Origin of the sequence: Trinickia acidisoli (genome assembly GCF_017315725.1) — a bacterium.
Lineage (GTDB): Bacteria > Pseudomonadota > Gammaproteobacteria > Burkholderiales > Burkholderiaceae > Trinickia > Trinickia acidisoli.
Map to the genome: position 1 here is coordinate 1,528,403 of NZ_JAFLRG010000002.1, position 24,853 is coordinate 1,553,255.

The following is a 24,853-nucleotide window of genomic DNA, read 5'->3' on the forward strand; positions in this document are numbered from 1 at the left end:
TGTGCAGAGGTATGCACATTCATGCGCCCGATGGCTGGCATCGAATAAACCTTAACGAACTCGGCCGATCGCGTAGCTTTGGAAGCAGTCGTGGCGTGGGCAGCGGTACAAGCGCAGCACCATACCAAATCTCACCTCATTGTCAAAAACTGTGCGGGCTGGGACCCATGTCGGCGGGAGTGACGTCAGCGCCTTCTGCCGGTGAGGGAAGTGCTTGGGGCTAGGGGAACGCAGAGGATGCCTAAGATTCTCCCGCCTCTTCCGTTTCCCAGCGCTTTGAACGGATGCGCCACTGCGCCGGCGTCATGCCCACCTGCCGTTTGAAAACGCGCTGAAACGCGGCTTCCGATTGGTATCCCACCGCTTCGCCAATCTCGGCGACAGACAACCGTGTTTGCGCCAGCTTGCGTCCAGCGAGCGCCATGCGAATTTCCGTGAGCACCTCGCTTGCTGAGCGGCCGATCGCTTCGTCGAAATGGCGTGCGAACGTGGCACGCGACATGTGGCTGAGCTCAGCCAGCTTCGGAAGCGTCCAGGGCTTGCCGGGTTCGTCGAACATGGCCGCGAGAGCCGGTTGCAGGCGCTGACGCTGCGCAAGCGCGAGCAAGCCGCGTGGCGCTTCGTCGAAATCCGAGGCACAGCGCAGGGTCAGCGCAAACAGGGCGCCCGAAAGCTGATTCACGACTGTCTCGCTGCCCGGGCGCTGCTCGAACGCCTCCTCGCGCATCAACTCGATGACTCGCGCAAGCCGGCTTGCTGCAAACGCAGCGTCGCGCGTCTGTCCGTCGCTCGCGCTCACGCTGCTCACCAGCAAACGTCCCGGCAGATGGTCGCGCATCAGCTGCTGCGGCACGGCCGGAAGCACGAAGCGCCCGCACAGCACGTCGGCGCCCTGACGTGTGCTGCCGTTGGTGGCAATCGTCAATCCGTCTTTGTGCTGCTCGCGCACCGCACGGGGTGGATTGCCGCTGCCGTCGTGCAACGTATGAGCGCTGCCGGAGGGAAACAGCACGATATCGCCGGCTTTCATGCGAAGCGCCGGTTCGCTTTTCCCTCCGGTGACAGCTTCGATGACAGCCTCGCCGCGCAACAGCACGTGATAGGGGAATTCCCACTCGTTCGACTCGGGATGCTCGATCCGCCACGGCGAGCCGAAGTGGCACCGGACGTCCAGCCGTCCGGTGACCGGCATCAGCGAGAGCAGTCGGTCCAGAAGTTCCATTTGAGACGTTTGAGCATGAAGTTGCGGAAGTATGGCATTAAAGAACTCACTGCGCATCCCTACACTGACTCCCATGCCATACGACATGGCTAACCCGATCAACCCCGAAGGAAGGAGCCAATCATGTCCCGTTTCACCACCATTCGTCCCGAAGACGCAACCGGCGCGGCCGCCGAAGTGTTCGCGAAGATCAAGAAGGCCGTCGGCAAGGTACCCAATGCGTACGCGACCGTCGGCACGCACAGCCCGGAAGCGCTCAGCGCGGCGCTCGCGTTCGACGCAGCGGTTGGTGCCAGCACGCTCGGCAAGGCGGACATCGAAGTCATCAAGCTGGCCGTCAGCGAACACGTGGGCTGTGACTATTGTGTCGCCGCGCACACGCTGATGGGCAAGCTCGCCGGCCTGTCGAGCGACGGCATGAAGCAGGTGCGTGCCGGCGTTGCAACCGGCGACGCGAAGCGCGACGCGCTCGTGACCTACGTGCGCACGCTGGTCGGTACGCGCGGCACGGTGCCCGCGACGGCCGTCGATGCGGTGCGCGCAGCCGGTTATACCGAACGCCAGCTCATCGAAATTAACCTCGCCATCGCGTCGATTACGTTCACGAATCTCGTCAATCGCGTGAACGACACGACGCTCGACTTCCCGGCAGTCGAGTAACCCGCAGCTCGCAACACCCAGCCATCGACAGGGGAGATTCCCATGCGCACCATTCGTACAGACGTCGCCGTCATCGGCGCAGGTACGGCCGGGCTTTCGGCCTACCGCAGCGCGAAAGCCGAAGGCCGCACGGCCGTGATCATCGAAGGCGGTGAATACGGCACGACGTACGCGCGAGTGGGGTGCACGCCGTCGAAGCTGCTGATCGCGGCGGCGGAAGCCGCGCATGCCGCGAGCCATGCGGGCCCGTTTGGCGTGCGTGTCGAGGGCGTGCGGGTAGACGGCAAGGCGATAATGGAGCGCGTGCGCAGCGAGCGCGACCGCTTCGTCGTGGATGGCGTCTACGCGTTGCCAGAAGCGGACCGGGGGTCGATCAGCGACGATCGCGGACGGCCGAGTCCCCGAGAGCGCATCGGCCGCCCGGATTTTTGCACGAGCTGTGGCAATAGATTTCACTTACCTGGCACGGTTTTCACTTTCCGCGGCACCCGACAACGATAGCCCGCCCACGATCCGCCGCACGCTATCGAGCAGATGATCGACGTCGGCAGCCGTCGTCGCGAACGACGTGACCAGGCGAACGACACCCGGGCCCCAACGATCGTGATAGAACACGAAGCCCTGTGCGAGCAAAGCCTCGATCAACTCGGCCGGAAATCGGCAGAACAGGATGTTCGCTTGCGGCTCGCCCCGCACTTCGATACACGTCACTTGCCGCAGCCCCTGCACGAGTCGCTGCGCCATCGCGTTTGCCTGGCGTGCGTTGCGCAGCCAGAGATCGTCGCCGAGATACGCATCGATCTGCGCAGACAAAAAGCGCATCTTCGAAAACAAATGGCCGGCGCGCTTACGCCGGAACGCCATCTCGCGCGCCACCGAACGATCGAACAAGACGATCGCCTCGGCAGCAGGCACGCCGTTCTTCGTCGCGCCGAACGACAGCACATCGACACCCGCTTTCCATGTCATTTCCGCCGGCGTGCAGCCGAGCGCGACGAGCGCATTGGCGAAGCGCGAACCGTCCATATGCAAGCGTAATCCCGATGTTTCGCACTCCTTACCAATCGCTGCAATCTCATCAAGCGTGTAGAGACTACCGACTTCCGTCGCCTGCGTCATGCTCACGCACGACGGCTGCGTCGAATGAACGTCGCCGACTTTCGTGCGTGCGGCAGCGCGCAACGCGTCGATGTCCATCTTCGCCGCGGGGCCGCCCACCGCGACGAGCTTCGCGCCACCCGTGAAAAATTCCGGTGCACCGCATTCGTCGTTATTGACGTGGCTGTCGGGATGGCACAGCACGCTGCCCCAAGGAGGCGTCAGCGCGGCGAGAGACAAAGCGTTCGCCGCCGTGCCGGTCGGCACCAGAAGCACGTCGACCTCTCGCTCGAACAACTCGCTGAATTTGCGCTCGACGCGTGCGGTCAACTCGTCTGCCCCGTAGGGCCGCGCTTGCCCGACACTGCACGCGGCGAGCGCCTCGATCACTTCAGGCGACGCGCCTGCGATGTTGTCGCTCGAAAACCCCAAAGCCGGCCCCGCGGCCGGCGCTGTCTGCTCACGATTCGCCATGAATTTCGTCGACTCCCCTATCGAACTACCGAACTATCGAACACAGGCAAATGCCCACATCGTGGCGATATCGTATCGGGGCCGGTTCGGCGCGAATTGTAAAAAATTGACGATTCACGCGTATGGCGCGGTGCGGGCAAATTGCCCTAGTAGCTCGATGGCGCCACGCCGAATGCCTGCCGGAACGCGCGATTGAAATGGCTTTGATCGTAGAAACCAACACCCTGCGCAACTTCGGCGATCGTCTGCGCGCTATGGGACAACAGCGAACAGGCATGCTCGAGACGCAGCCTCAACAACCAGGCATGCGGCGTCATGCCGACGGTTTGCTTGAATTGCCGCAGAAATTGAAAGCGGCCCAGATCGCAGAGCGAGGCGAGCGCATCGAGCGTGATTTTTTCGCTTAGGTGTGCGAAGCAATAATCGCGAACCCGCTGCCATTGCAACGGAGATAACGCACCGCTCGTCTCTTGGGGCACGATCGTGCGAGATCGCGTCAGCAATACATTCAGCAACCGAAACCATTCCGACTGGACCGCAAGTGATCCCGCCTCGCCGCTCTCGCCCATGACGTCGAACAAGCGCACGAGATGCGCCGCGACCTCGGCGTCTTCCAACAGCGCGCCGGCCAGTTCCGGCTCGCGAGGTGTCCCGCTGATCTCCTCGGCAACGCCGTGCAGCAACGCATGTGAAAGACGAAAAGTCCTGAGCGTATAACCGCGCACGCCTTCGCTGGCGCCGTCGTGCACTTCGCCGGGCGGCATGAGCGACACGCAGCCCGGACCGATCAGCACGGTCTTACCCCGGAATCGTTGCCGCTGAACGCCTTCGGTGACGAGCCCGACGTGGTAATCGAGATGGAAATGGCGATCGAAGCTGAACGTCGAGAATCGCGCGGCGCCGAGCACGAGGCCGGGCATATCGGCGATATGTCGGTAATGGACACGATCTGACATAGGCAGGACAGGCGAAGCGCGAGCGAAACGTCGCATCGAAGGCGGCCAGTATACGCCGCCCGGTCGTCACGAACGATGCGAGGGATGGCGCTGCTGCGTCAATCGACGGCCTCCGCATGCCGCGCCGCGTCCGATGCCGCACCTTGGCTGCGTTCGTTCGTCTTGCGCGGGGACACGATGGCCCTGAGACTGCAATCGGCATCGTCGAACCGCTCTCGAAGGAACTCCAAAAACGCGCTGACTTTCGGCGAGGCATTCAAGCGCGAGGCGTACAACGCGTAGAGCTGGATGGGCTCGACCTCCCAATCGGGCAGCAGCCGCACGAGCCGGCCCGCCTCCACGTCGGCACGCGCCGCCTGTTGATTGAGCAACGCAATGCCGGTGCCGGTCATTGCCAGTAAATACCCGATCGTCGGATCGGCAACGCTCACGCGCGGCTCGAAACGCACCTCCTGTCCGCTCGCGCCGCGCCGCAGCCGCCACGACGAAACGCCGACCGGGAGGCCCGGCGTACAACAATGCGAAGCGATGCAGTGGTGCTCGCGCAGATCGGCCGGCGTTTCAGGTGGCCGTCGCCCGGCAAGATAAGCCGGGCTCGCATAGGCGGCGAGGCGCACTTGAAACAACGGGGTGGCCCGCATCGTCGAATCCGCGCTTGGATCCGGGCGAATGACGATGTCGGCCGCGGTGTCGCCCAACTTGAATTCGCTGCCGAGCAATTGCAACTCCAAGCGCACCTCGGGATAGCGCGCAAGGAAATCGCTGAGCACGGGCGCAAGCGCAAAACGCGCGAACGGCACCGACGCCGCGACGCGCAGCAACCCGCGCGGTTGCGCGTGCATCGCCCCGATCGCAAGGTCGGCCTGCTCGGCCTCCTCGAGCATTCGCACGCAACGCTCGAGGTAGAGTTCGCCCGCTTCGGTCAACATCAAGCTGCGCGTCGTGCGCTCGATGAGCCGCACGCCCAAGCGCTTCTCGAGCCTAGCCAGCGCGCGGCTCACGCTCGATTTCGGCACGCCGAGGCGCTCGGCGGCCACGGTAAAGCTCTGCGCCTCGCAGATCCGTACGAAGAACTGCAGTTCGTTCAGGTCGATCATGATTGCCCCCGCTCATTGTTCCCAACTGGCAACAGACTGTTCGATCTCTTCCAATTGTTGCTGATGATAGCCATTCTTTCGGGCAGACGTTCGAATCACGTCAAATCGCTCAATGGAGAAAAACGATGTATCTAGTTACTGGAGCCAACGGTACCGTCGGCAGTCAAGTGCTCGCGCAGTTGCTGGAGGCGGGACATGCGGTGCGCGCCTACGTCCGCAGCCCGGAAAAACTCGCGCAATGGGGTGACCGTATTGAAATCGCCGTCGGCGACTACAACTCGCCCGACGCATTTTCCGCGGCGCTCGAGGGCGTCGACGGCGTGTTCTTGATGAACATCGGCAGCGCCGAGGCATTCACCGCATTGGCGAAACGTATCGCCGCGCAAAAGGTGTCGCGCGCGGTATTTCTGTCGACCGCGATGGTCGAGATGCTGCCCGCTACGCTGCTCAGTCGCTTGCATCGGGAAAAGGAAGATATTCTGCGTGCCGCCGGCATCGACGCGCGTTTCCTGCGGCCGACCGGCTTCATGTCCAATTCCTATTTGTGGCTGCCCAGCATTCGCGCCGAAGGCACGGTCGCCAATCCGATGGGCACGGGGCGCGCCGCACCGATCGCACCGGAGGACATCGCCGCCGTTGCCGTGCGCGCGCTGACAGATGCGGCGCTCGCCGAGAAGGACTTGTTGCTGACCGGCGGCGAAACGATCAGCCTGCCCGAGCAAGTCGCATTGCTCGCGCAAGCGCTCGATCGCTCGCTGCGCGCCGTCGACATCACGCTCGACGTGGCGGCCGCCAACCTTACGCGCGTGGGCATTCCGGAGCCGATTGCCGCATCGATCGTGAAATCGTTCGAAGCCGTCAAAGCCGGCCGCGGCACGATGACGACCGATACCGTCGAGCGTGTGCTGGGTCGCAAGCCACTGCGCTTCGAGCAATGGTTGAAGATGCACATCGACCGGTTCAAGTAAGCGCACGCAGAGCACCGGCGCTCGAGGATGAGTTACCGGGGCCACCCGCCCCGCTCCCCTCCCGACGGCCGGAAAACCGTCCGATTCCGCGATCGATTCGACATATCGCGTCTTCATTGGCGATACTGGCGTCGTTAAGTCAAGCTAACGACAGCCATGAGCGAAACTGAATCGATCGACTCCGCCGACATTCGCCTTTTGCTGGCGATTCGGCAATGCGGCACCTTGGCGGCGGCGGCGCGGCAACTCGGCCTCACCGCCTCCGCCGTTTCCCAGCGGCTGCAACAACTCGAGCAGCGGCTCGACACGCGGCTCGTCGATCGCACGGCGCGCAAGCTGCAGTTCTCCGAAGAAGGCGCGCTGTTGTGCGATCGCGGTATCGAACTCGTCGCGCAATTCGACGCCCTGCACGAAGATTTGCGGGCGCAGCGGCGCGGGCTCGTCGGCACCCTGAAAATCAACGCGCCCTTCGGCTTCGGCCGGCGTCACCTCGCGCCCGTCGTCGCCGATTTTCAGCGGGAGAATCCCGAGGTTGGCGTCATATTGACGCTGACGGAACAGCCGCTGACGAACGGCACGGAGCGCTACGACGTGATCGTCCATATCGGCGAGCTGCGCGCCTCGAATCTCATCGGCCACTTGATCGCGCCCAACACCCGCTTCGTTTGCGCGTCGCCGGCACTCGTCCGACGTTTCGGCGAGCCGCAAACGCCTGACGAACTCGCGCGGCTGCCCTGCATCGTTCTGCAAGAAAACGACGAAGACGCGTCGCTGTGGCAATTCAGCAAAGGCAAGACGCGCTTGAGCGTGCGCGTTTCCTCCAAGCTCAACTGCAACGACGGCGACATCGTTCGGCGATGGGCGTGCGAGGGCCGCGGCATCATTTTGCGCTCCGAGTGGGACGTCGCCGACGACCTTCGCAGCGGCGCACTGCGCAAGCTGCTGCCGGCTTGGAAAGCGCTAGACGCCGACGTGATCGCACTGACTCACCACCGCTCGGGCCTGCCGCGTCGTACGCGCGATTTCATGCAGTATTTGCAAAGCCGCTTTCGACCGCTTCCACCTTGGAGGACCTAGCGCACCACGGCATGCCGCGTTCGGCGTTCGGCGTTCGGCGTTCGATGATTCAGATTCGCTAAACATAAGCGTTAGCTGGCCTTAACCCCCACCGCACCTCGAACGCCTAGAATCGATTCTGTCACGGCATGCCGCATACGGAGGTCCCCAGTGATACAGAACGCCTCGTCGCCCTCGGCCTTTCCGAAGGCCGTTCTTTTCGATCTGCTTACCGCTTTGCTCGATTCGTGGACGCTCTGGAACGGCGCGGCCGGGTCCGAGGCGATGGGCCGCGCGTGGCGCGCCGCTTATCTGCGGCTGACCTATGGCTGCGGCAACTATGTCCCGTACGAAACGCTAGTCGGAGAGGCGGCGCAGGAAGTCGGGCTTCCCGCATCCGTCGCCGATGCGCTCGAAGCAAATTGGCTTCAGCTTGCGCCGTGGAGCGGTGCGATCACTGCGTTGGAACAATTGCGGCCGCATTGCAAACTCGCGGTCGTAACGAACTGCTCCGAGCGTCTCGGCCGGCTCGCGGCGTCACGTCTGCCCGTGAACTGGGACGCAATCGTCACGGCCGAGCGGGCCGGTGCCTACAAACCCGACCCACGCCCCTATGCGTTGGCGCTCGCGGATCTACGCGTCGCCCCTGAAGAAGCGTGCTTCGTCGCGGGCTCCAGCTACGACATGTTCGGCACGGCGGCATGCGGCCTGCGCACCTACTGGCACAACCGTGTCGGCCTAAAGCCGGTACCGGGCACGCCCGCACCCGAACACGAATCGCCGACGCTCGATGCGCTCGCGGCATGGGCCAGCGGCTTCGGCGCGAAGGCACGCACATGAACGGGGATGACGCGATGACACTCGATCTGCTCGACACACCCGCGGCGATCGTCGACACCGGCCGCATGAATCGCAATATTGCCCGCATGCAAACGCGCATGGATGCGCTCGGTGTCCGCTTTCGTCCGCACATCAAGACGACCAAGTGCCTCGACGTCGTCCGCGCGCAGTTGCAAGCAGGGGCGCACGGCGTAACCGTCTCGACGCTGAAAGAAGCGCAGGCATGCTTCGCGGCCGGCATCGTCGACGTGCTGTACGCCGTCGGCATCGTGCCTTCGAAGCTGCCGCGCGCCATGGCGCTCAAGCGTCGGGGCTGCGATCTCAAGCTCCTCGTCGACAACGTCGCGGCGGCCGAAGCGATCGTGGCGTTCTGCCATAAGGAAGGCGACGCTGTCGAGGTATGGATCGAGGTCGACACCGATGGCCATCGTTCAGGCATCGCGCCTGAGCATGACGCGCTGCTCGAAGTCGGCCGCATCTTGCATGACGGGGGAATCCGAGTGGGCGGCGTGATGGCGCACGCGGGCTCGAGCTACGAACTATCCAGTTCGGAAGCCCTTCGTGCGCTTGCGGAAAGCGAACGCGCCGGATGCGTGCACGCTGCGCAGCGATTGCGCGCAAGCGGCATTGCTTGCCCTGTCGTCAGCGTCGGGTCCACGCCGACGGCGCTCGCCGCGGCGGCCCTCGATGGGGTGACCGAAGTGCGGGCAGGCGTGTATGTCTTCTTCGATCTCGTCATGCACAACGTGGGCGTATGTACGATCGACGATCTCGCCCTGAGCGTCTTGACAACCGTCATCGGCCATCAACTCGAGAAGGGCTGGGTGATCGTCGACGCGGGATGGATGGCGCTGAGCCGTGACCGTGGCACCGCGAAGCAGGCGCGCGATTTCGGCTATGGCGTGCCTTGCACTATCGACGGCACGCCGCTCGAAGGCTATCTGATGATCGGCGCGAACCAGGAGCATGGCATCGTGGCCGCGACGCAGACCGGGCCGAAAGCGCACGAAGCCGACCTATCGGTACGCTTCCCGATAGGAACGAAGCTTCGTATTCTGCCGAACCACGCGTGCTCGACCGGCGCGCAATTCCCCGAATACCGTGCGCTCGCGCCGAGCGGCGAACTGACGGTCTGGCAACGCTTCCGCGGCTGGTAGAACCACGTAATACCGGCGTAATGCCGGCGTTGACGCCATATTTGCGGCGAGATACGCTCAGCGCCGCCCTCTCCTTGCGCGCCGATCCGCCATGACGTCGATCCTTTCGCCGCGGCTCACTCACCGTCTCGTCACCCAACGCCTGACGCTCGAGCCGGTCAGCGTCGATTTCGCTTATCAGTTGCTCGATTTCCAACTCGACAACCGAACGCATTTGCGGCCATGGGAGCCGCTGCGTCGAACCGACTTCTTCACGCTCGATGCGATGACGGCCCGAACCCGCACCATGGCGGACAGCATCGCCGCGGGCAGTGCGTTGCATTGGCTGATGTTCGAGCGCGGACGCGACGCGGTCATCGGCGAGTGCAACTTCACGAGCATCGTCAGAGGCCCGTTCCTCGCCTGCCATCTCGGCTACGCGATCGATCATCGACGCGAAGGCCAAGGCTTGATGCGCGAGGCGCTGACCGCTTCGATCGAATACGTCTTCGAGCGGATCGGGCTCCACCGGATCATGGCCAGCTATCGGCCCGAGAACCTGCGCAGCGAACGGCTTTTGAACGTGCTCGGATTCGAGCGCGAAGGGTTCGCCCGAGCCTATTTGAAAATCAACGGCGTATGGGCCGATCACGTACTGACTGCGCTGATCAATCCGGCGGTCTAAGCATCGTTTTTCGCGAACGGGCTTGAATCCGCCATGCCAAGCGGACTATGCTTTCCCGTTGGTCACCCGAGGGAGCAAGCATGGACCGCATCCAAGCAATGGAAGTTTTTACGCGCGTCGTCGACGCGAATAGCTTCACGCGTGCGGCCGAAACGCTCGGCATGCCGCGCGCATCGGTGACGACGGTCATCCAAAACCTCGAAGCATTTCTCGGCGTAAGGCTCATGCAGCGAACCACGCGCCGGCTGTCGCTAACGCCCGACGGCGCCGCGTACTACGAACACTGCATCAAGATCATCGCCGAGATCGAGGAGGCCGATGCGAGCTTTCAAGCCGGCAACCGCAAGCCGAGCGGCGCCTTGCGCGTTCACATGCCGAGCGCGCTGGGCCGGCGCATCGTGATTCCGGCGCTTTCGACGTTTCATCAGCGCTATCCCGAGGTCACGCTCGATCTCGGCTTATCGGACCGGCCGGTCGATCCGATCGAGGAAGGCGTCGACTGCATGATCCGCGTCGGGCCGCTCGAAGATTCGTCGATGGTGGCACGCCGCATCGGCATGCTCAAGCGTCTGACCTGCGCCTCGCCGAGCTATCTGGCCAAGCACGGCGAACCGAGTTCGATCGAAGCACTCGCAGCGCACCATGCCGTGAATTTCCGCGCCGCGCACGGCGGCCGCTCGATACCGTGGGTATTCATGATCGACGGCAAGCCGGTCGAAGTCAAAATGAACGGCCTCGTCACCGTCAACGATTCCGATGCTTACGTCACCTGCGCCATCGAGGGCTTCGGCTTGATTCAGCCGACGCTTTTCATGGCGCTGCCGCATTTGCTCGACGGTTCGCTCAAAGAAGTACTAACGGGGTTCAATCCGAAGCCGAAGCCGATTTCGATCGTCTATCCGCACAATCGCCACCTTTCCGCGAAAGTGCGCGCGTTTGCGGAGTGGATCGCCGAACTGTTCGATTCGATGCCGGCGCTCGAAGACATCTCGCGCACACGCGAACCAGCAGCCGGAAAAGAAGGGCGGCAACGCCGCGATGCGGTAACGGCTTAAGGGGAATGCGGACGAAAACCCCTATCGGACCCTAAAGCGTTCAGGCAAATGGGATTGCAGCGCAACCCGACCCCGCGCGCCGACGACAAGATCCGCGCTTACACGCGCATGAAAGGGCTCGCCACCGCCCTGCTCGCGGCGATGGCCGGCGTCTACGTACTCTCGCGCATCTACGAGCCGAGATACCCGGCGCTCGGTTTTGCCCGCGCCTTGGCCGAGGCCGCGATGGTGGGCGGCATCGCCGATTGGTTCGCCGTCACCGCTTTGTTCCGGCATCCGCTGCGCCTGCCGCTGCCGCATACGGCCATCATCCCGCGCAACAAGGATCGCATCGGCGAAAACTTGGCCAAGTTCGTCGAGACCAACTTCCTCGCGCCCGAGCTCATTGCCGGCAAGCTCGAACGAATCGACTTCACGACACAATTCGCACGCTGGCTCGCCGTGCCGGAACGCGGCAAACAAATTGCGCAATGGGCGCTCGATTTCGTTCCGAGCCTGCTCTCGGCGATCGACGACGAGGACGTGCGGCGCTTCATCCACGATAACGTCGCCCAGCGGGTGCGCGACGTCGATACCCCGCTTCTCGTCGGCACGATTGCCGACACGCTGCTCGAAGACAACCGTCATCAAGCCGTCGTCACCGAACTGCTCGAACAATTGGCGCTGCTGTTCGAGGAACACAAGCCGCTGATCCGGCAGCGCGTGCGCGAAAGCACCGCGTGGATCTGGAAAAAGCTGTCGATCGACGAAAAAGTCTCCGACAATCTCATTGCCGTTGTCGACGATGCGCTCAAAGCACTCAGCGACAACCCCGACCATGCGTGGCGCCGCGGCTTCGACGATGCCATTCGCAGCTTCGTCGTTCAGCTCAAAACGTCACCCGACTATCTCGCCAAATGGGACGCCCTCAAAGAACGCTTGCTCGAACATCCAGCTCTTAAGGAGTACTTATCAATTGTCTGGCGCGACATCAAGGCGAGCATCGAACGCGACGCCGCCGCGCCCGACTCGTACGTCAAGGCGCGGATAGAAGCTGCGATCGCAGGCATTGCCAAGGGTTTGCTCGACGATGCGGCCATGCGCGAACGTCTCGACGCATGGTTGCGAGAAACGATGCTTGCGGTCATCGACGCCCAACGGCATGCGATCGCCCGCCTCATTTCGGACACCGTGCATCATTGGGACGCACAAACCGTCACTGAAAAAATCGAACTCGAGGTCGGCCGCGATCTCCAATTCGTGCGCATCAACGGGACGGTCATCGGCGGCATCGTCGGGCTCTTGCTTCATACGCTCGACGTCTTGTTGTTCAGATGAGAAGGCAATCTACACAGTTTACCTTCATATATGCTACAGTGCGTCACATGGATAAACGACGCATCGATTCCGGCGACACCTTGTCCGCCACATTGGCCGGCGACCTTCGCTCGATTGTCGGTCGACTCAAGCGACGGTTGCGCGAACAAGGCACGGTCGGCGATTTCACGCCGTCTCAGGTCGCGGTTCTGTTACGGCTCGAACGCGACGGCCCGGCTACCGTGTCGAGTCTCGCGCGCGCGGAAGGCATGCGGCCGCAATCGATGGGTACGACGATCGCCCCGCTCGAAGCGGCCGGTCTCCTCGCCGGCTCGCCCGATCCCGACGACGGGCGGCAAACGCTGTTGTCGCTGACCGAAACGTGCCGCACCTATCTGCGTAAGAACCGCGCCGCGCGAGAAGACTGGCTTTGCCGCACGATCCAAGCGCGGCTGACGGCCGACGAACAACGACACCTCGCCACTGCGGTCAAACTGCTCGAGCGGCTCGCCGCAGACTAAAGCCCCACGCATGCACCCATCCATCGCCGAAATAAGCACCTTTTTCGCAGCGACGATCGGCCCTACGCTTGATCTTGCTGCTTCGCCGCTCGGCAATGCTCCGCCACGAAACACCGCGCGGGAGCCGGCATGAGTGAAACGGCTGCGGGCGTCTTTCGGTCGCTTCGTTTTTTCAACTATCGGGTCTGGGCAGCCGGTGCGATCGTCTCGAACATCGGCACTTGGATGCAGCGCACGGCGCAAGACTGGCTCGTGCTGACAGAACTCACGCATCACAGCGCATCCGCCGTGAGCGTCGTCATGTCGCTGCAGTTCGGGCCGCAGTTGCTGTTGTTGCCGGTGAGCGGATACGCCGCCGATCATCTCGACCGGCGCAAGCTGCTGATGTTTACGCAAGCCGCGCAAGGCGCACTGGCACTCGCCCTTGGCGTTCTCACGATCGCCGGCATCGTGCAGCTATGGCACGTCTATGTGTTCGCCTTTTTGTTCGGATGCGTCACCGCATTGGATGCACCGGTGCGGCAGACTTTCGTGTCGGATCTGGTCGGCGACACGGAATTGCCCAATGCCGTCGCCCTCAATTCCACGTCGTTCAATCTCGCGCGGATGGTCGGGCCCGCCGTGGCAGGGATCCTCATCGCGTCGATCGGCACCGGTTGGGCCTTCTTGCTGAACGGATTGTCGTTCATCGCCGTGCTGACCTCGCTCGGCTTCATGCGCATCCACGAATTGCGCCGAGGGCCGCGCGCGACACGCACCCGCGGCGGCCTCGCGGCCGGCTTTCGCTATGTCTGGGCTCGCCCCGACTTGAAAGCGACGGTGATCATGCTGTTTCTCATCGGCACGTTCGGCCTGAATTTTCCGATCTTCATCTCGACGATGGCCGTCAGCGTTTTTCACGTTGGCGCAAGTCAATACGGCGCGCTGTCTTCGATGATGGCGATCGGCACCGTCACGGGCGCGCTCTCCAGCGCGCACGTGAGCCAGCCTCGATTCAAATCGATGCTCGCGTCGTCGGCCGTCTTCGGCCTCGGTTGCGCCATCGCCGCGGTGGCGCCCAATTATTGGTCGTTCGGCGCAGCGCTCGTCGTCATCGGCATGGCTTCGTTGATGTTCCTGACGACGACCAACAGCCTCATGCAACTCTCCACCGAGCCTGCGATGCGCGGGCGCGTGATGGCGATTCGCGTCGGCGTCGCGCTCGGCGGCACGCCGCTCGGCGCACCGATCGTCGGCTGGGTGGCCGATCACTGGGGGCCGCGTTGGGCCATTGTCGTAGGCGCGGCATCCGGTCTTGCCGCGGCCTTGGTCGCGGCGCGCGCGTTGGCCGTGGAACGCAACCGCAACCGCAGCCGAGCGGCGATCGCGGCGGAGGAATGAGCATTGCGCAATATGCGAGGGTGTCCCACTCGGTTGCACGAGAAGCGACATTTCTATTAAATGGACCCCGTCCCTTTATCAGAAAGCGCCACGCAAACCGTCAAGATGCCCGACCAATTAGAGACCGAGATCCAGCACGACGCGCCTCGAACAACGGCAATCATGCAGCGGAGCAGTAAAGCATCTTCGAAGCGCGGCGGCCAACCGGGCAAGCATTCACTCGGGCCGTTGCCCTATGTCGTCGCGGCAACCTTCTTCATGGAGTACCTCGACACGACGATCATCGCGACCGCCCTGCCGCAAATGGCGCACGCGTTCTCGATCAGCCCGAACGCGTTGAGCATCGGTATGAGCGCGTACATGATCGCGCTCGCGATCTTCATTCCGGCAAGCGGCTGGGTGGCCGATCGATTCGGGTCGCGCAGCGTGTTCTTTTCGGCGATCGTGACGTTTACGATCGCGTCGATCCTGTGCGGTCTTTCGCAAAACGTCGTGGAATTTACGGCTGCGCGCGTGCTGCAAGGTGTCGGCGGTGCGCTCATGGTGCCCGTCGGCCGCTTGATCGTCGTGCGCAGCACCGATAAGAGCCGCCTCATGCAAGCGATCTCCACGATCACTTGGCCCGGCATCGTCGCGCCCGTCATCGGACCCCCGCTCGGTGGGTTCATCACGACATACGCGTCTTGGCGCTGGATCTTTTTATTGAACGTACCGGTTTGTCTCGCCGTACTCTGCGCAGTCGTCACGTGGGTGCCGAATCTGCGCGGCGAGCAGCGCAAACCGCTCGACATCGTCGGGCTTGCACTGAGCGGGCTTACGCTCACGTCGATCCTCTACGGTGCCGACTTGGCGAGCCAGCCCGGCACGAACCCGCTCGTCGGGCTTGCACTCGTGGCGGCTGGCGTCGTCGTCGGCGTCATCGCCTTTCGCCATGCCCGCGGACATAGCCATCCGCTCATCGACATCTCGACACTTAGGATTCCTACGTTTTCGGCCACAGTCGTCACAGGGTCGATCACGCGCATCGGCATCGGCGCGGTGCCCTATCTGATGCCGCTGCTCTTTCAGATCGGCTTCGGTCTCTCGGCTTTCAAATCGGGCTTGCTGCTGCTCGCGAGCGCGGTCGGCAATCTCGGCATGAAAGCGCTGACGACCTCCGTCTTCCAGCGCTACGGCTTCAAGCGCGTGGCAATCATCGATTGCGTGGTGTGCGGCGTATTCACGATCGCATGCGGCCTGTTGACGCCCGAGGTGCCGCTCGCATGGACGCTATTCGTCGTGCTCCTCTACGGCATGACGCGCTCGATGCAGTTCTCGACGATGGCAACACTCGCCTATGCGGACGTACCTTCGCCGCAAATGAGCGCGGCCAACACCCTCTGGAACGCGGCCGCGCAAATGGCAACCGGCCTCGGTATCGCGTTCGGCGCGCTTGCGCTGCGCGGTGCGTCGGCCATCAACGGCGAAGGCGTCGATCAAGCATTCACGCTCAGCGACTTCCGGCTCGCTTTTCTGTGTGCCGGCTTACTGACACTCGTCTCGATCTGGGGATACGTGCGCTTGGCAAGCGACGCGGGCGACAAACTTCGCACACATCATTGACGCGCGAGTTTGGGCGATGGCGACGCCGCTGTACGCGCCGTCGCACCGCGCACTTCGAAGCGAACCGCGTCGACACTCGTGCCTTGCGCATCGACGAGTTCGAGCACGTGGTGTCCTGGCCACGGCAGCCAAAGCACACGTTCGGCATGGCCGAGCAGTCTGCCGTCGAGTCGCCACACGGTGCGCGTCGACGCGCCGCTCGCGCGTTCGAAGACGATGCGTTGGCGCGACGCCGGGATATCGGGATCGAGTGCGAACGTGGTGCCGTCCGTCGGCGACCCGATGCGCGGCGCAGCGCTTTCCGTATTACGGGCGCTCGGCGGCGCGTAGGCCACCGCGCGCGCCGATGCGCCGCCCGCATCCGCGGCAAGCCGTACCGTCGATACCTCGGTGCCCTTGAGGAACCACTCGGTGCGTGCCGGCTCGACGTTGCTCTCGAATGCAACGCGCGTTTGGACGACGCCGGGCGGCGCGACCGGCGGCGTACTCGGCACGTGCCGATGCAGGTATTCGACGACAGCCGCCCAGATCGGCGAAGCGCCCGTCACGCCCGATACGTCCCACATCGCATCGCCGTCGGCATTGCCGACCCACACGCCGACCGTATAGCGCGACGTAAAGCCGATCGTCCAGTTGTCGCGCATGTCCTTGCTCGTACCGGTCTTCACCGCCGAGAAAAAACGCGTCGCCAGCGGGCTATCGAAACCGAACGTGCGTGTCCTCGCGTTGTTGTCCGAGAGCACGGTCGTGATGATGTAGGTTGCGTCGGCGCTGAAGACGCGGTGCGGTGCATCCGCGGCTTGCGGGCTGCGCTTGCCCGGCAAGCGCGGCAAGTCATGCGTCGGCGTCTCAACGCCGCCGTTGGCCAGCGCGCGATAGGCGTTCGTCAACGACAGCAACGTAATATCCGCGCTGCCGAGCGCAAGCGAATAGCCGTAGTAGTCGCCGCTTTGCTCGAGCGGCAGGCCGAGTGCCGTCAGCGTCTTGGCGAAACGATGCGGCGTCACCATCACGAGCGTCCGTACGGCAGGCACGTTCAGCGAAGAACCGAGCGCCGTGCGCACGCTGACCCAGCCTTTGAAATCCTTGTCGTAATTCTGCGGAATATAGAGGCCGCCGCCCGTGGAGAGATCGAGCGGTGCGTCGTCGAGCAGCGATGCCGTCGTCAATCGACGATCGTCGATGGCCTGCGCATAGAGAAACGGCTTGAGCGTCGATCCCGGTTGACGGCGCGCAAGCACGGCATCGACGTCGCGGGCGCCGGAGAGCCCGCCCGACGAACCGACCCACGCCAACACGTTACCCGTCGCGTTGTCGAGCACGACGAGCGCGCCGTCGTGCACGTTGCGCGCATGGGCGGGCGCATTGAGTTCGGCCAGCGTTCGCCTGAGCGTATCGGTCGCGAATCGCTGCAGCTTGGCGTCGAGTGTCGTCACAACGCGCTTGCCTGCCGTAGGATGCGTTTGCGCCGCAACGCGCCGCGCAAAATGCGGCGCGAGCGATTCCGGATCGGGCGAAACCGCCAAGATAGCCGGCGCGGGCCGTGCAAAGGCAAGTTGAACGTAGCTCGCGAGGTTATCGCATCGCTGAGGCGCGTTCATGTCGCGCAGAATGCGGCACGCCCGTTCGCTCACTTTCATATACGGCGCGTTCGGTGCGCGAATCAATGCTGCTGCGATGGCCGCCTCGCGATCGTCGAGCCCCGACGGCGCCTTGCCGAACAGCGTCAACGACAACGCCGACAAGCCGATCGTTTCGCCGCGAAACGGCACGAGGTTCAAATAGGCTTCGAGGATTTGATCCTTGCGCCACGACCGTTCGAGCCAAAGCGCACTGACCGCCTGCCCCGCTTTCTGCACGATCGAACGTCGACCGGAGTGCTGCGGGTCATCGCTTAGGAGTCCTGTCAATTGCATCGTGACCGTGGAAGCGCCGCGCGTACGCGTGTTCCATAGGTTCGCCCATGCCGCCGCGGCCGCGCCGTGCCAATCGACGCCGCTGTGTTCGTAGAAGCGCTTGTCTTCCGACATGACGATCGCTTCTCGCAATGCGGGCGAAACGTCGGTCAGCGCGACCCAATCGCCGCGACGCTCCTTGTTGTCGACGCGGGTTCGCTCCAACGGCACGCCATCGCGCGAGAGCAGTACCCAATCGGAACTGCGCCATGCACCGCGCACTTGCTCGAATGTGGGCAGTGCATGGGCGTAGGGCGCCGTCACGAGCAGCAGTGCGCAGAGCATGCCGCGTACTTTCGCCGCGCTTCGTCGCATCGGTTGCATCGACTCGTCTCTCTAAACGTCGCTCTATTGCTTTGCCGCCGGCATCTGCACGGCGACGTTCGCGTTCGGCAGCACGCCGAACGTCGACGGCGCGTAAAGCGCTTCGACGCGCGTCGGCGGCAGACCGAACGTGCCGGCATTGTTCAATCGGATCGTGTATTCGACCGAGAATTTGCCCTTCGGTACGTAATCGTAATAAGCGCGATACCCGTCGAAGCTGCGCTCGACGAACGCCGGCCATACGTCGCCGCTCGACTTCTCGCCCGCGGTCGCCACCTGCGAATCGCGACCAAGACCGGAGCCGAGAATCGTCGCGCCCGCCGGCACGGGATCGTTGACGACGACCCACGTCATGTCCGATTGCGCATCGATGTCGAGATGCACGCGCAGGATATCGCCGCGGGTGTAGATCCCCTTCACGGCCGGATCGATCGGCGTCACCGTCTTCGTGATTCGGTATCCGGCCGAGAACGGCGCTTTGAGCGCAACGGCAGCGAGGCTTTCGATCGTCGCCCAAGGCTTGCCGGTGCCCTGCTGCGTGAGCGTCAACGAAACCGGCCCCGTGTGCGCCTCGGGCGGCCACGGCAACAATTCGCTGCGCGTGTTCGTCGTCTTCGTCACCGGTGTGGCCGATGCGGCATTCGCCGCTGCGGTCGCTGACTGATTCCATGCGATCGTCTTCGACGTCGTCCCGAGTTCGAGCTTGGTTTGCCCCGTCACGGGCGTGCTTTCGAACGCGCGCGAGAATTCCTCGACGGCAAGCAGCCCCCACAGATTGGAAGTCGTCGTCGACCATGCGCCGCCGCTTTGCAGCGCGAGCAGGCCCGCGACGAGACGCGGCATCTCGTCCTTCCAGCCGGGCGAGTCGACGAACGTCAACACGGTACGCGCGGCATTCGTTTCCGAACCCGTCATCAACCACCAGAGATCGTCGTTGTCGGCCGTCGAGAAGGTCAAGCGCGTGCCTTGGTACGTCAAGCGAGAGCGGATGATTTGCTCGGCCTGCGCCAGCTTCTCGTCGCGCTGCGGGACGTCCTTCACGCGCGTGAGAATCGCGTCATAGTCGAGCACCGCGGACGTCGGCCATTGGTTCGGCGCGATTTCGATCGATTCGAGCATGCTCGCGCGTGCATCGCCATAACGTGACAAGGCCTCGATCGCTTCGAGCTTGCGCAAATCGAGATCTTGACGCGGCGCCCAGACGTTGCGCTTGATTTTGCCCTCGACGAAATTCTCGAGGCCGGCTTCGAGCTTGGCGCGCAAATCGTCGGGCAGCGCGAAGCGCGCATCGACCTTCGCGGCTTCGTTGGTGACCGATAGCAGATAGGCGCTCAGCACCGTGCTGCCCGTGTTGCCGCTGTCCTCGCTAGGCGGAAAGTAGTTTGCTAGGCCGTCCCGATCGAGATAGACGGGCATCTTCGCCAGCACGGCCTGCCATTGCACGGGGTCCGCCATCCCCAGCGCGCGCGACGTCAACTGCTCGAGGCAACCGTACGGGTAGCGCTCGAACCATCGACGCACACCGGGCAGACCATCGGAAAGCTTCGGCTGCAGCGATACGGCGATGCCGCCGCGCACCGCACCGGCTTGCGTCGCCGTTGCGTCCGGCGGCGCGGCAACCGGAAGAGTGAACGTACCGTCGACCTGCGTCAGCGTCGCTTGTTGCACGGTCACGGGAATCGCGGCGGCAACACGCTCCGTCACCTTGAGCGAATCGGCTGCATGCGGGCCGCCCTGCTCGGCTGCGCCGACGGTCCACGTCAGCGCCGGAAGCATGGCATCGGAAATACCGTCCGGCGGCGTGACCATCCACGCAACCTCTCGCGCGGAATCGGCCGCGACGTCGACGGTTTGCGGTTGCAGCGGCACGCCGGGTACGTCGGGCGTCACCACGACCTTCATCGCGCGTGCCGTCGTGTTGCGTACCGTGAATTGCGCGCGGAATCGATCGCCTTCGCGCACGAGCGGCGGCAGCCCTGAGATCAGTTGCAGATCTTGCGTGCTGCGTATCGTCGTGCTGCCCGTCCCGAACGTCCCATCGCCGACCGCCGCGATCGCTACGATACGAAAACTCGTGAGCGAATCGTTGAGCGGTACGTCGATCGTCGCATCGCCGTTCGCATCGAGCGTCACGCGGGGATTCCACAGCAGTAGCGTGTCGAACAACTCGCGCGTCGGGCTGTGGCCGCCACCGCCGCCGGCCGGCACGGCCTTACGCCCGAAGTGACGGCGCCCGACGATTTCCATTTGCGCCGTTGCGGTCTCCACGCCATAGGAGCGCTGCTGCAGCATCGCATCGAGCAAGTCCCAACTGTCGTTCGGCATCAGCTCGAGCAGCGCTTCGTCGACAGCCGCGACCGCGATCTGCGTGCCGGCCGGCGCACGCTTGCCGTTCGGCATTTGCACGTGCAGCTTCACGTGCGCCTTGCCGCGCACCGTATAAGTCTTGGCATCGGGCACGACCGTGACGCCGAGCTTGTGCGCCGCCGTGCCTACCTTGATTTGGGCTAGCCCATACCGGTATGAGGGTTTCGATAGATCGACGAGCGGGGTCGGCGGATCGTAATGACGGCCCTCGTACCAGAACGCGTGCACCCATTCGAGCGGCGCCTTCCAGCCCCAAGTGAAGAACGAGTACCAAGGCACCTCGTGAATCCGCCCTCGCAATGCCAAGACCGAGACGTAAACGTTCGGCCCCCAATCCGGTTGCACTTTCAACGACACCGTCGGGTCCTTGCCGTCGAGCTTCACGACGTGCGTCTCGATGATGCCCTCACGCTCGACCGCCACGAGCGCCGTGGCGAAACGGAACGGCATGCGCACTTGGAAGCGCGCCGTCTCGCCGGGCTCGTACGAGGTTTTTTCCGGCAATACGTCGATACGATCCGTATCCTCGCCGCCGAACCAGAGGTCTTCCTCGCGCGTGACCCACACGGAGGTCGTTGCCGTCGATGCGTTGCCGTCGCCGTCCTTCGCCGTGACGACGAGATCGATGTTACCGGCTTGATTGAGCTTGGCATCGCAGGCGAGCAAACCATGGTCGTCGCTCTTGCCGCTGCAAAGCACCCCGAGATCCTTCGTTTCGGTGCGATTGTCGTACGCATAGAATCCGCCGACCATCCGTTTGCGCGTAGAGATGGTGATACGCGCAATGCCGCGCACTTCGAGCGGCACGCCGGCATGCGGCTTGCCTTGCAAGTCGAGCGCCAGCGCTTTGATCGGCACGCTATTGCCAACCGACACCCATTGCCCCGACTTCACGCCGGCCACCACCGCCGCGGGCCACAACATCGTCTCGCCGCTGATCGTCTGCACTTCGCCGTTGGGGTCGGCGAACGTCGCTTCGAGTTGAAGCGCTTTCGGTACCCGAACGTGCGGCAGATTCTTCAGCGTAATCGAACCCGATCCATTGCGATCGAGCGTCACGGGCTCTTTGTCGGCGATGAGCTTCGACGAATCGTCGTCGGCTTGCGCGTCGGTTTGCGATTCGTCGTCGGACGGGGACGACGTCGCACCGTCCTGCGGCTTGACGTATGGTTCGAAACTAAAGTCGGGGTACGTATCGGCAAATGAAGGCGACGTCGTTCGCATCAGCGCAGAGACTTGCACCGGCAAACCCGCCGCGCCGCCGCCCGACGTGTAGTCGATCTGCAACGTCAGCGGCGCTTGCTTGGCGGCGACGAGCGGATGGGCCTTTTCGTCGCGCACGCCGATCGAGCCTTTGAAGACGGGCAGGCGAAACTCTTCGACGCGGAAGCTGCCCGAGTCGTAGCTGTTGGCCGGCGAGTCGTCTTCGTCACCCGCACCACCGCTGTTGGTGGCCGCTGCGTCGCTGCTGAGCTTGCCGTCGTCGAGCGACACGTCGTACTCGCCGAGCTTGGCCGCCGCCGGAATCGCGAACGTCGAGTCCGCCGTATGATCGGCGGCCCACTTGAGCGGGAAATGCCACGTTTGTCCGCTGCCGAGGTGACGAATCGTCAGGCGGGTGGGGTAGGTCTTCGGAAATGCGAGACCGTGCATCGTTTCGACGCGAACGAAGTGCTTCATCGAAACGGTCTCGCCCGCGCGCAACAGCGTGCGATCGAATACGGTATGGACGCGCACCGTCCGCTCGAGACTCGTATCGGTCGGCACGTTGAAGCGCCACGCTTCGATGCCGCGATTCCAATCCGAGCGCACGAAGGCCATGTCGTGCCCCGTCTTCGGATCGTCGACGCGTGCCGACACGAAAAAGCCCTCGAAGCTGCCGTCCTTGCATTGGGCACGCGCCGTGAGCGGGCCGTCGATGGTCAAAAGCCCGTGCGCATCCGTCTTGCCCGCTGCGATTTGCGCACCGTTGCAGTCGCTGACGCGCACGTCGGCGTTGGGTACGGGATCGCCTTTATCGAGCGTCGTCACCCAAACGACGCTGTTCTCGCGCCCCTGCTTCAAATGAACGCCGAGGTTCGTCACGAGCACCGCTGTGCGCACGTACATCGGCGCCTGCTTGCCCAGCAGCGAAGCGCCGAGCGCGGGCGACGAAAGCTCGATGACGTAAAAACCCGGCTTCGCGATCGGTACGCCGACGACTTCGAACGGTCGCAGCGTCTTGGGATCGGCCTTCGGCAGCGTCAACGTTTGGACGCCCGGCAGACCTGCCAACAACGACAGCGAGCGCACGTCGATGCCGGGATTCTTCGGGTTGTCGTTCGAAGGCTGCTCGGTGTCGTGCACGATCACGGGATGCGGATTGTGCTGAAGCACCGCCGGCATCTCCGCGTTGATCTCGTTGCGCGTCATCGTAAAGCTGTCGAATCGATCGACGTCGCGCATCCAGCGGCGAATGTTCGTATCGGAATCGATGCGAAGCGTCGTGAACTGCGCCGTCCCCGCATTCAGGCCCATGATGTGCAGGTCCGCTTCGACGTTGCGCAACGTCACCGGCACGAGTGCGGGCATACCGGGCTCGGCAAACCGCTCGATGATGCCGAACGTGCCCGACGCAAATTTTGCGAGCGGGGGCAGCGGCGCCGTCGTCGTCTTCAACGGGAACAAATCGGCGTTCGTCAGCGCACGGCCGCTGACGTCCTTCAGATTCGGCGGCAGCACGATCGTCAAGTCGGCACGCTCGGGCAGCGGCGCGGCGAACTGAACCGCATCGGTTTGCGGGTCCTTGTCGTCGTCGGCAAACTTGGGCTTGATCTCGCCGTCGGGCCCTTTGATGCGAACCTTCTCGGCATCGGCGCGCGAGATGGGCGCGTTGAATTCCAAGCGAAGCGGGCGCAACGGCGTGCACGGTGCTTTCGCGTTTTCGCGCTCGCAGGTGAAATTGACTGCGAATGGGTTGCGCACTGAGAAATCGAAGCGGCGCTCGACGTCGTTCGCGATGCCGCTCGGGCTCGCGACGCCCTTGCCGTAAACGAGCTGCGCCTTCGTACCGGATGGCAAGGCTTGCTGGCACTGCAGCGTCAGCACGCGCGCCGCTTCCTTTTGCAGATCGAAGTTCTTGAGCAACGCCTTGCGCGTCGAGGCGTCGACGTCTTTCACGGGAATACGGTTGCCCAGGGAGCTCGATTCGCACCAGATATGTTCGAGAACCGAGGCATCGGTGGCCGGCCCGTTCAAGTACAAAAGAAACGCTTGGTTTTCTTCGATTTGCCCGCCGTATGGCTCGATGCGCTGAACGAACGGGCCACCCGTTTGAAATGCGTAGTGCTTCGGCCCCGTGAGCACCGCGCCGGCCGACGTTTTCAAGCCGTCTTTCAAATCGACGGCGCATGCCACGCCCGGGGGAAGATCGGCAGCGAAATCCCAGGCCCACGTTTTATCGTCGATCCAACGCGACTGGCCCGCGCTTGCCGATGGGTCGTTGCACTTGATCGCAGCCGGCGCCGGTAAATTAGGCGCGCCGAACGCGACCATCGGCGCGTCGAACTTCACGACGACCTGACGTACTTTCGTTACCTTGCCTTGCGGCGATACGCTCGTGATGCGCGCCGCATCGGCGCGCCACGTCGTTGCAGCAAGCAGCCCCAATACCGCAACAGTCGCGGCCACCCATTTATTCGTTCGTTTGATCGCGCTGCGTCGCATGCCTCATGCTCCCAGGCTTGATTGTTTTATCAATTGGGGGCGATTCTAACCGAGTTAAGCGACAGTTCGTATTTGGCGTGGGTGATATCCGACGCGACGCCTTGCAGCATCCCGATCTGAGCATCGGACAAACGCAACGCGATCTCGAGCGGCTGCACCAAGATTCTGACGATCGACATATGAAAGGACGAAGCAAAGCGTGGCCATGGAAGCGTCTCCGTGAAAGCGGACATCGATTGCAATGTCCAGTCAGATACGACAATCGGCAACGCGGCACGACATTTCCAATGCCGACGTTTGCCGTGATCGATGCCTTTCCGGCATCGAACCTTGCGATGCCTAAAAGGCATCATCATAGGTACTGAAAGGCATTGGACAGCATGGATAGAATCCGCCAAAGTGTCGCCATGTGCCACGACGTTTTTCGGACGATAAAAGCGGCACCGCCTTGGGAGC

Annotated in this window: 18 protein-coding genes and 1 pseudogene; 12 read left to right on the forward strand and 7 right to left on the reverse strand. The window is 63.3% G+C overall.

The features are described from left to right. Window positions 1–241: 241 nt before the first annotated feature. Window positions 242–1,279 (reverse strand): cupin domain-containing protein, encoded by a 1,038-nt coding sequence (locus J3485_RS25200; protein WP_206958372.1) that lies wholly within the window; start codon window positions 1,277–1,279, stop codon window positions 242–244. 66 nt (window positions 1,280–1,345) lie between these two features. Here J3485_RS25200 and J3485_RS25205 point away from each other — a divergent pair, with 66 nt between their 5' ends. Together J3485_RS25205 and J3485_RS25210 are read left to right on the forward strand one after the other, a co-directional pair. Further along, entirely contained in the window at window positions 1,346–1,882 is a 537-nt protein-coding gene (locus J3485_RS25205; RefSeq protein WP_206957041.1) for a carboxymuconolactone decarboxylase family protein, read from the forward strand. A gap of 42 nt (window positions 1,883–1,924) precedes the next feature. Beyond that, window positions 1,925–2,248, forward strand: a pseudogene (locus tag J3485_RS25210) (FAD-dependent oxidoreductase); the annotation flags it as partial. 90 nt (window positions 2,249–2,338) lie between these two features. Here J3485_RS25210 and J3485_RS25215 read toward each other — a convergent pair. The 3 genes from J3485_RS25215 to J3485_RS25225 all read right to left on the reverse strand — a co-directional run bounded on the left by J3485_RS25215 (window position 2,339) and on the right by J3485_RS25225 (window position 5,507). Further along, window positions 2,339–3,454, reverse strand: a complete 1,116-nt coding sequence (locus J3485_RS25215; protein ID WP_206957042.1) for a threonine aldolase family protein — start codon at window positions 3,452–3,454, stop codon at window positions 2,339–2,341. A 146-nt stretch (window positions 3,455–3,600) separates the two neighbouring features. After that, window positions 3,601–4,410 carry an AraC family transcriptional regulator gene (locus J3485_RS25220; protein ID WP_206957043.1) on the reverse strand — a complete coding sequence of 270 codons (810 nt, stop codon included), beginning with the start codon at window positions 4,408–4,410 and terminating at the stop codon, window positions 3,601–3,603. Between the two features lie 98 nt (window positions 4,411–4,508). Next, window positions 4,509–5,507, reverse strand: coding sequence for a LysR family transcriptional regulator (locus J3485_RS25225; protein WP_206957044.1), 999 nt, complete (start codon window positions 5,505–5,507; stop codon window positions 4,509–4,511). Window positions 5,508–5,632: 125 nt separating this feature from the next. Here J3485_RS25225 and J3485_RS25230 point away from each other — a divergent pair, with 125 nt between their 5' ends. The 10 genes from J3485_RS25230 to J3485_RS25275 all read left to right on the forward strand — a co-directional run bounded on the left by J3485_RS25230 (window position 5,633) and on the right by J3485_RS25275 (window position 16,046). Continuing rightward, window positions 5,633–6,475: an NAD(P)H-binding protein gene (locus tag J3485_RS25230; protein ID WP_206957045.1), complete on the forward strand. Its 843-nt coding sequence runs from the start codon at window positions 5,633–5,635 to the stop codon at window positions 6,473–6,475. Window positions 6,476–6,631: 156 nt separating this feature from the next. Beyond that, on the forward strand, window positions 6,632–7,552 hold the full coding sequence (locus J3485_RS25235; RefSeq protein ID WP_206957046.1) for a LysR family transcriptional regulator: 921 nt from the start codon (window positions 6,632–6,634) through the stop codon (window positions 7,550–7,552). Between the two features lie 153 nt (window positions 7,553–7,705). Further along, window positions 7,706–8,371 carry an HAD-IA family hydrolase gene (locus tag J3485_RS25240; protein ID WP_206958374.1) on the forward strand — a complete coding sequence of 222 codons (666 nt, stop codon included), beginning with the start codon at window positions 7,706–7,708 and terminating at the stop codon, window positions 8,369–8,371. A gap of 14 nt (window positions 8,372–8,385) precedes the next feature. Beyond that, on the forward strand, window positions 8,386–9,528 hold the full coding sequence (locus J3485_RS25245) for a DSD1 family PLP-dependent enzyme (protein WP_206958376.1): 1,143 nt from the start codon (window positions 8,386–8,388) through the stop codon (window positions 9,526–9,528). A 91-nt stretch (window positions 9,529–9,619) separates the two neighbouring features. Further along, a complete protein-coding gene (locus J3485_RS25250) occupies window positions 9,620–10,192 on the forward strand; it encodes a GNAT family N-acetyltransferase (protein WP_206957047.1) in 573 nt (190 codons plus the stop codon). A gap of 80 nt (window positions 10,193–10,272) precedes the next feature. Further along, entirely contained in the window at window positions 10,273–11,247 is a 975-nt protein-coding gene (locus J3485_RS25255) for a LysR family transcriptional regulator (RefSeq protein ID WP_206957048.1), read from the forward strand. 48 nt (window positions 11,248–11,295) lie between these two features. After that, on the forward strand, window positions 11,296–12,564 hold the full coding sequence (locus J3485_RS25260) for a DUF445 domain-containing protein (protein ID WP_206957049.1): 1,269 nt from the start codon (window positions 11,296–11,298) through the stop codon (window positions 12,562–12,564). Window positions 12,565–12,611: 47 nt separating this feature from the next. Then, window positions 12,612–13,064: a MarR family winged helix-turn-helix transcriptional regulator gene (locus J3485_RS25265; RefSeq protein ID WP_206957050.1), complete on the forward strand. Its 453-nt coding sequence runs from the start codon at window positions 12,612–12,614 to the stop codon at window positions 13,062–13,064. Between the two features lie 129 nt (window positions 13,065–13,193). Further along, window positions 13,194–14,444, forward strand: coding sequence for an MFS transporter (locus J3485_RS25270; RefSeq protein ID WP_206957051.1), 1,251 nt, complete (start codon window positions 13,194–13,196; stop codon window positions 14,442–14,444). A gap of 162 nt (window positions 14,445–14,606) precedes the next feature. Beyond that, window positions 14,607–16,046 carry an MFS transporter gene (locus J3485_RS25275; protein ID WP_206957052.1) on the forward strand — a complete coding sequence of 480 codons (1,440 nt, stop codon included), beginning with the start codon at window positions 14,607–14,609 and terminating at the stop codon, window positions 16,044–16,046. On the opposite strand, the gene pbpC is transcribed toward J3485_RS25275, so the two are convergent. The 3 genes from pbpC to J3485_RS25290 are packed head-to-tail and all read right to left on the reverse strand — an operon-like array spanning window position 16,040 to window position 24,813. Further along, complete coding sequence (gene pbpC / locus J3485_RS25280) at window positions 16,040–18,316, reverse strand: penicillin-binding protein 1C (RefSeq protein WP_374192463.1); 2,277 nt, start codon at window positions 18,314–18,316, stop codon at window positions 16,040–16,042. The two genes, J3485_RS25275 and pbpC, sit on opposite strands and share 7 nt — an antisense overlap. 33 nt (window positions 18,317–18,349) lie before the next feature. Further along, window positions 18,350–24,397: an alpha-2-macroglobulin family protein gene (locus tag J3485_RS25285; RefSeq protein WP_206957054.1), complete on the reverse strand. Its 6,048-nt coding sequence runs from the start codon at window positions 24,395–24,397 to the stop codon at window positions 18,350–18,352. 29 nt (window positions 24,398–24,426) lie between these two features. Continuing rightward, window positions 24,427–24,813: a hypothetical protein gene (locus J3485_RS25290; RefSeq protein WP_206957055.1), complete on the reverse strand. Its 387-nt coding sequence runs from the start codon at window positions 24,811–24,813 to the stop codon at window positions 24,427–24,429. Between the last annotated feature and the right edge of the window lie 40 nt (window positions 24,814–24,853).

What these genes read in the sequence shown, in the direction of transcription:
- J3485_RS25200 (WP_206958372.1), bottom strand. Translation starts at nt 1,279, where the DNA reads ATGCGCAGTGAGTTCTTTAATGCCATACTTCCGCAACTTCATGCTCAA.
- J3485_RS25205 (WP_206957041.1), top strand. Translation starts at nt 1,346, where the DNA reads ATGTCCCGTTTCACCACCATTCGTCCCGAAGACGCAACCGGCGCGGCC.
- J3485_RS25215 (WP_206957042.1), bottom strand. Translation starts at nt 3,454, where the DNA reads ATGGCGAATCGTGAGCAGACAGCGCCGGCCGCGGGGCCGGCTTTGGGG.
- J3485_RS25220 (WP_206957043.1), bottom strand. Translation starts at nt 4,410, where the DNA reads ATGTCAGATCGTGTCCATTACCGACATATCGCCGATATGCCCGGCCTC.
- J3485_RS25225 (WP_206957044.1), bottom strand. Translation starts at nt 5,507, where the DNA reads ATGATCGACCTGAACGAACTGCAGTTCTTCGTACGGATCTGCGAGGCG.
- J3485_RS25230 (WP_206957045.1), top strand. Translation starts at nt 5,633, where the DNA reads ATGTATCTAGTTACTGGAGCCAACGGTACCGTCGGCAGTCAAGTGCTC.
- J3485_RS25235 (WP_206957046.1), top strand. Translation starts at nt 6,632, where the DNA reads ATGAGCGAAACTGAATCGATCGACTCCGCCGACATTCGCCTTTTGCTG.
- J3485_RS25245 (WP_206958376.1), top strand. Translation starts at nt 8,386, where the DNA reads ATGACACTCGATCTGCTCGACACACCCGCGGCGATCGTCGACACCGGC.
- J3485_RS25250 (WP_206957047.1), top strand. Translation starts at nt 9,620, where the DNA reads ATGACGTCGATCCTTTCGCCGCGGCTCACTCACCGTCTCGTCACCCAA.
- J3485_RS25255 (WP_206957048.1), top strand. Translation starts at nt 10,273, where the DNA reads ATGGACCGCATCCAAGCAATGGAAGTTTTTACGCGCGTCGTCGACGCG.
- J3485_RS25260 (WP_206957049.1), top strand. Translation starts at nt 11,296, where the DNA reads ATGGGATTGCAGCGCAACCCGACCCCGCGCGCCGACGACAAGATCCGC.
- J3485_RS25265 (WP_206957050.1), top strand. Translation starts at nt 12,612, where the DNA reads ATGGATAAACGACGCATCGATTCCGGCGACACCTTGTCCGCCACATTG.
- J3485_RS25270 (WP_206957051.1), top strand. Translation starts at nt 13,194, where the DNA reads ATGAGTGAAACGGCTGCGGGCGTCTTTCGGTCGCTTCGTTTTTTCAAC.
- J3485_RS25275 (WP_206957052.1), top strand. Translation starts at nt 14,607, where the DNA reads ATGCAGCGGAGCAGTAAAGCATCTTCGAAGCGCGGCGGCCAACCGGGC.
- pbpC (WP_374192463.1), bottom strand. Translation starts at nt 18,316, where the DNA reads ATGCGACGAAGCGCGGCGAAAGTACGCGGCATGCTCTGCGCACTGCTG.
- J3485_RS25285 (WP_206957054.1), bottom strand. Translation starts at nt 24,397, where the DNA reads ATGCGACGCAGCGCGATCAAACGAACGAATAAATGGGTGGCCGCGACT.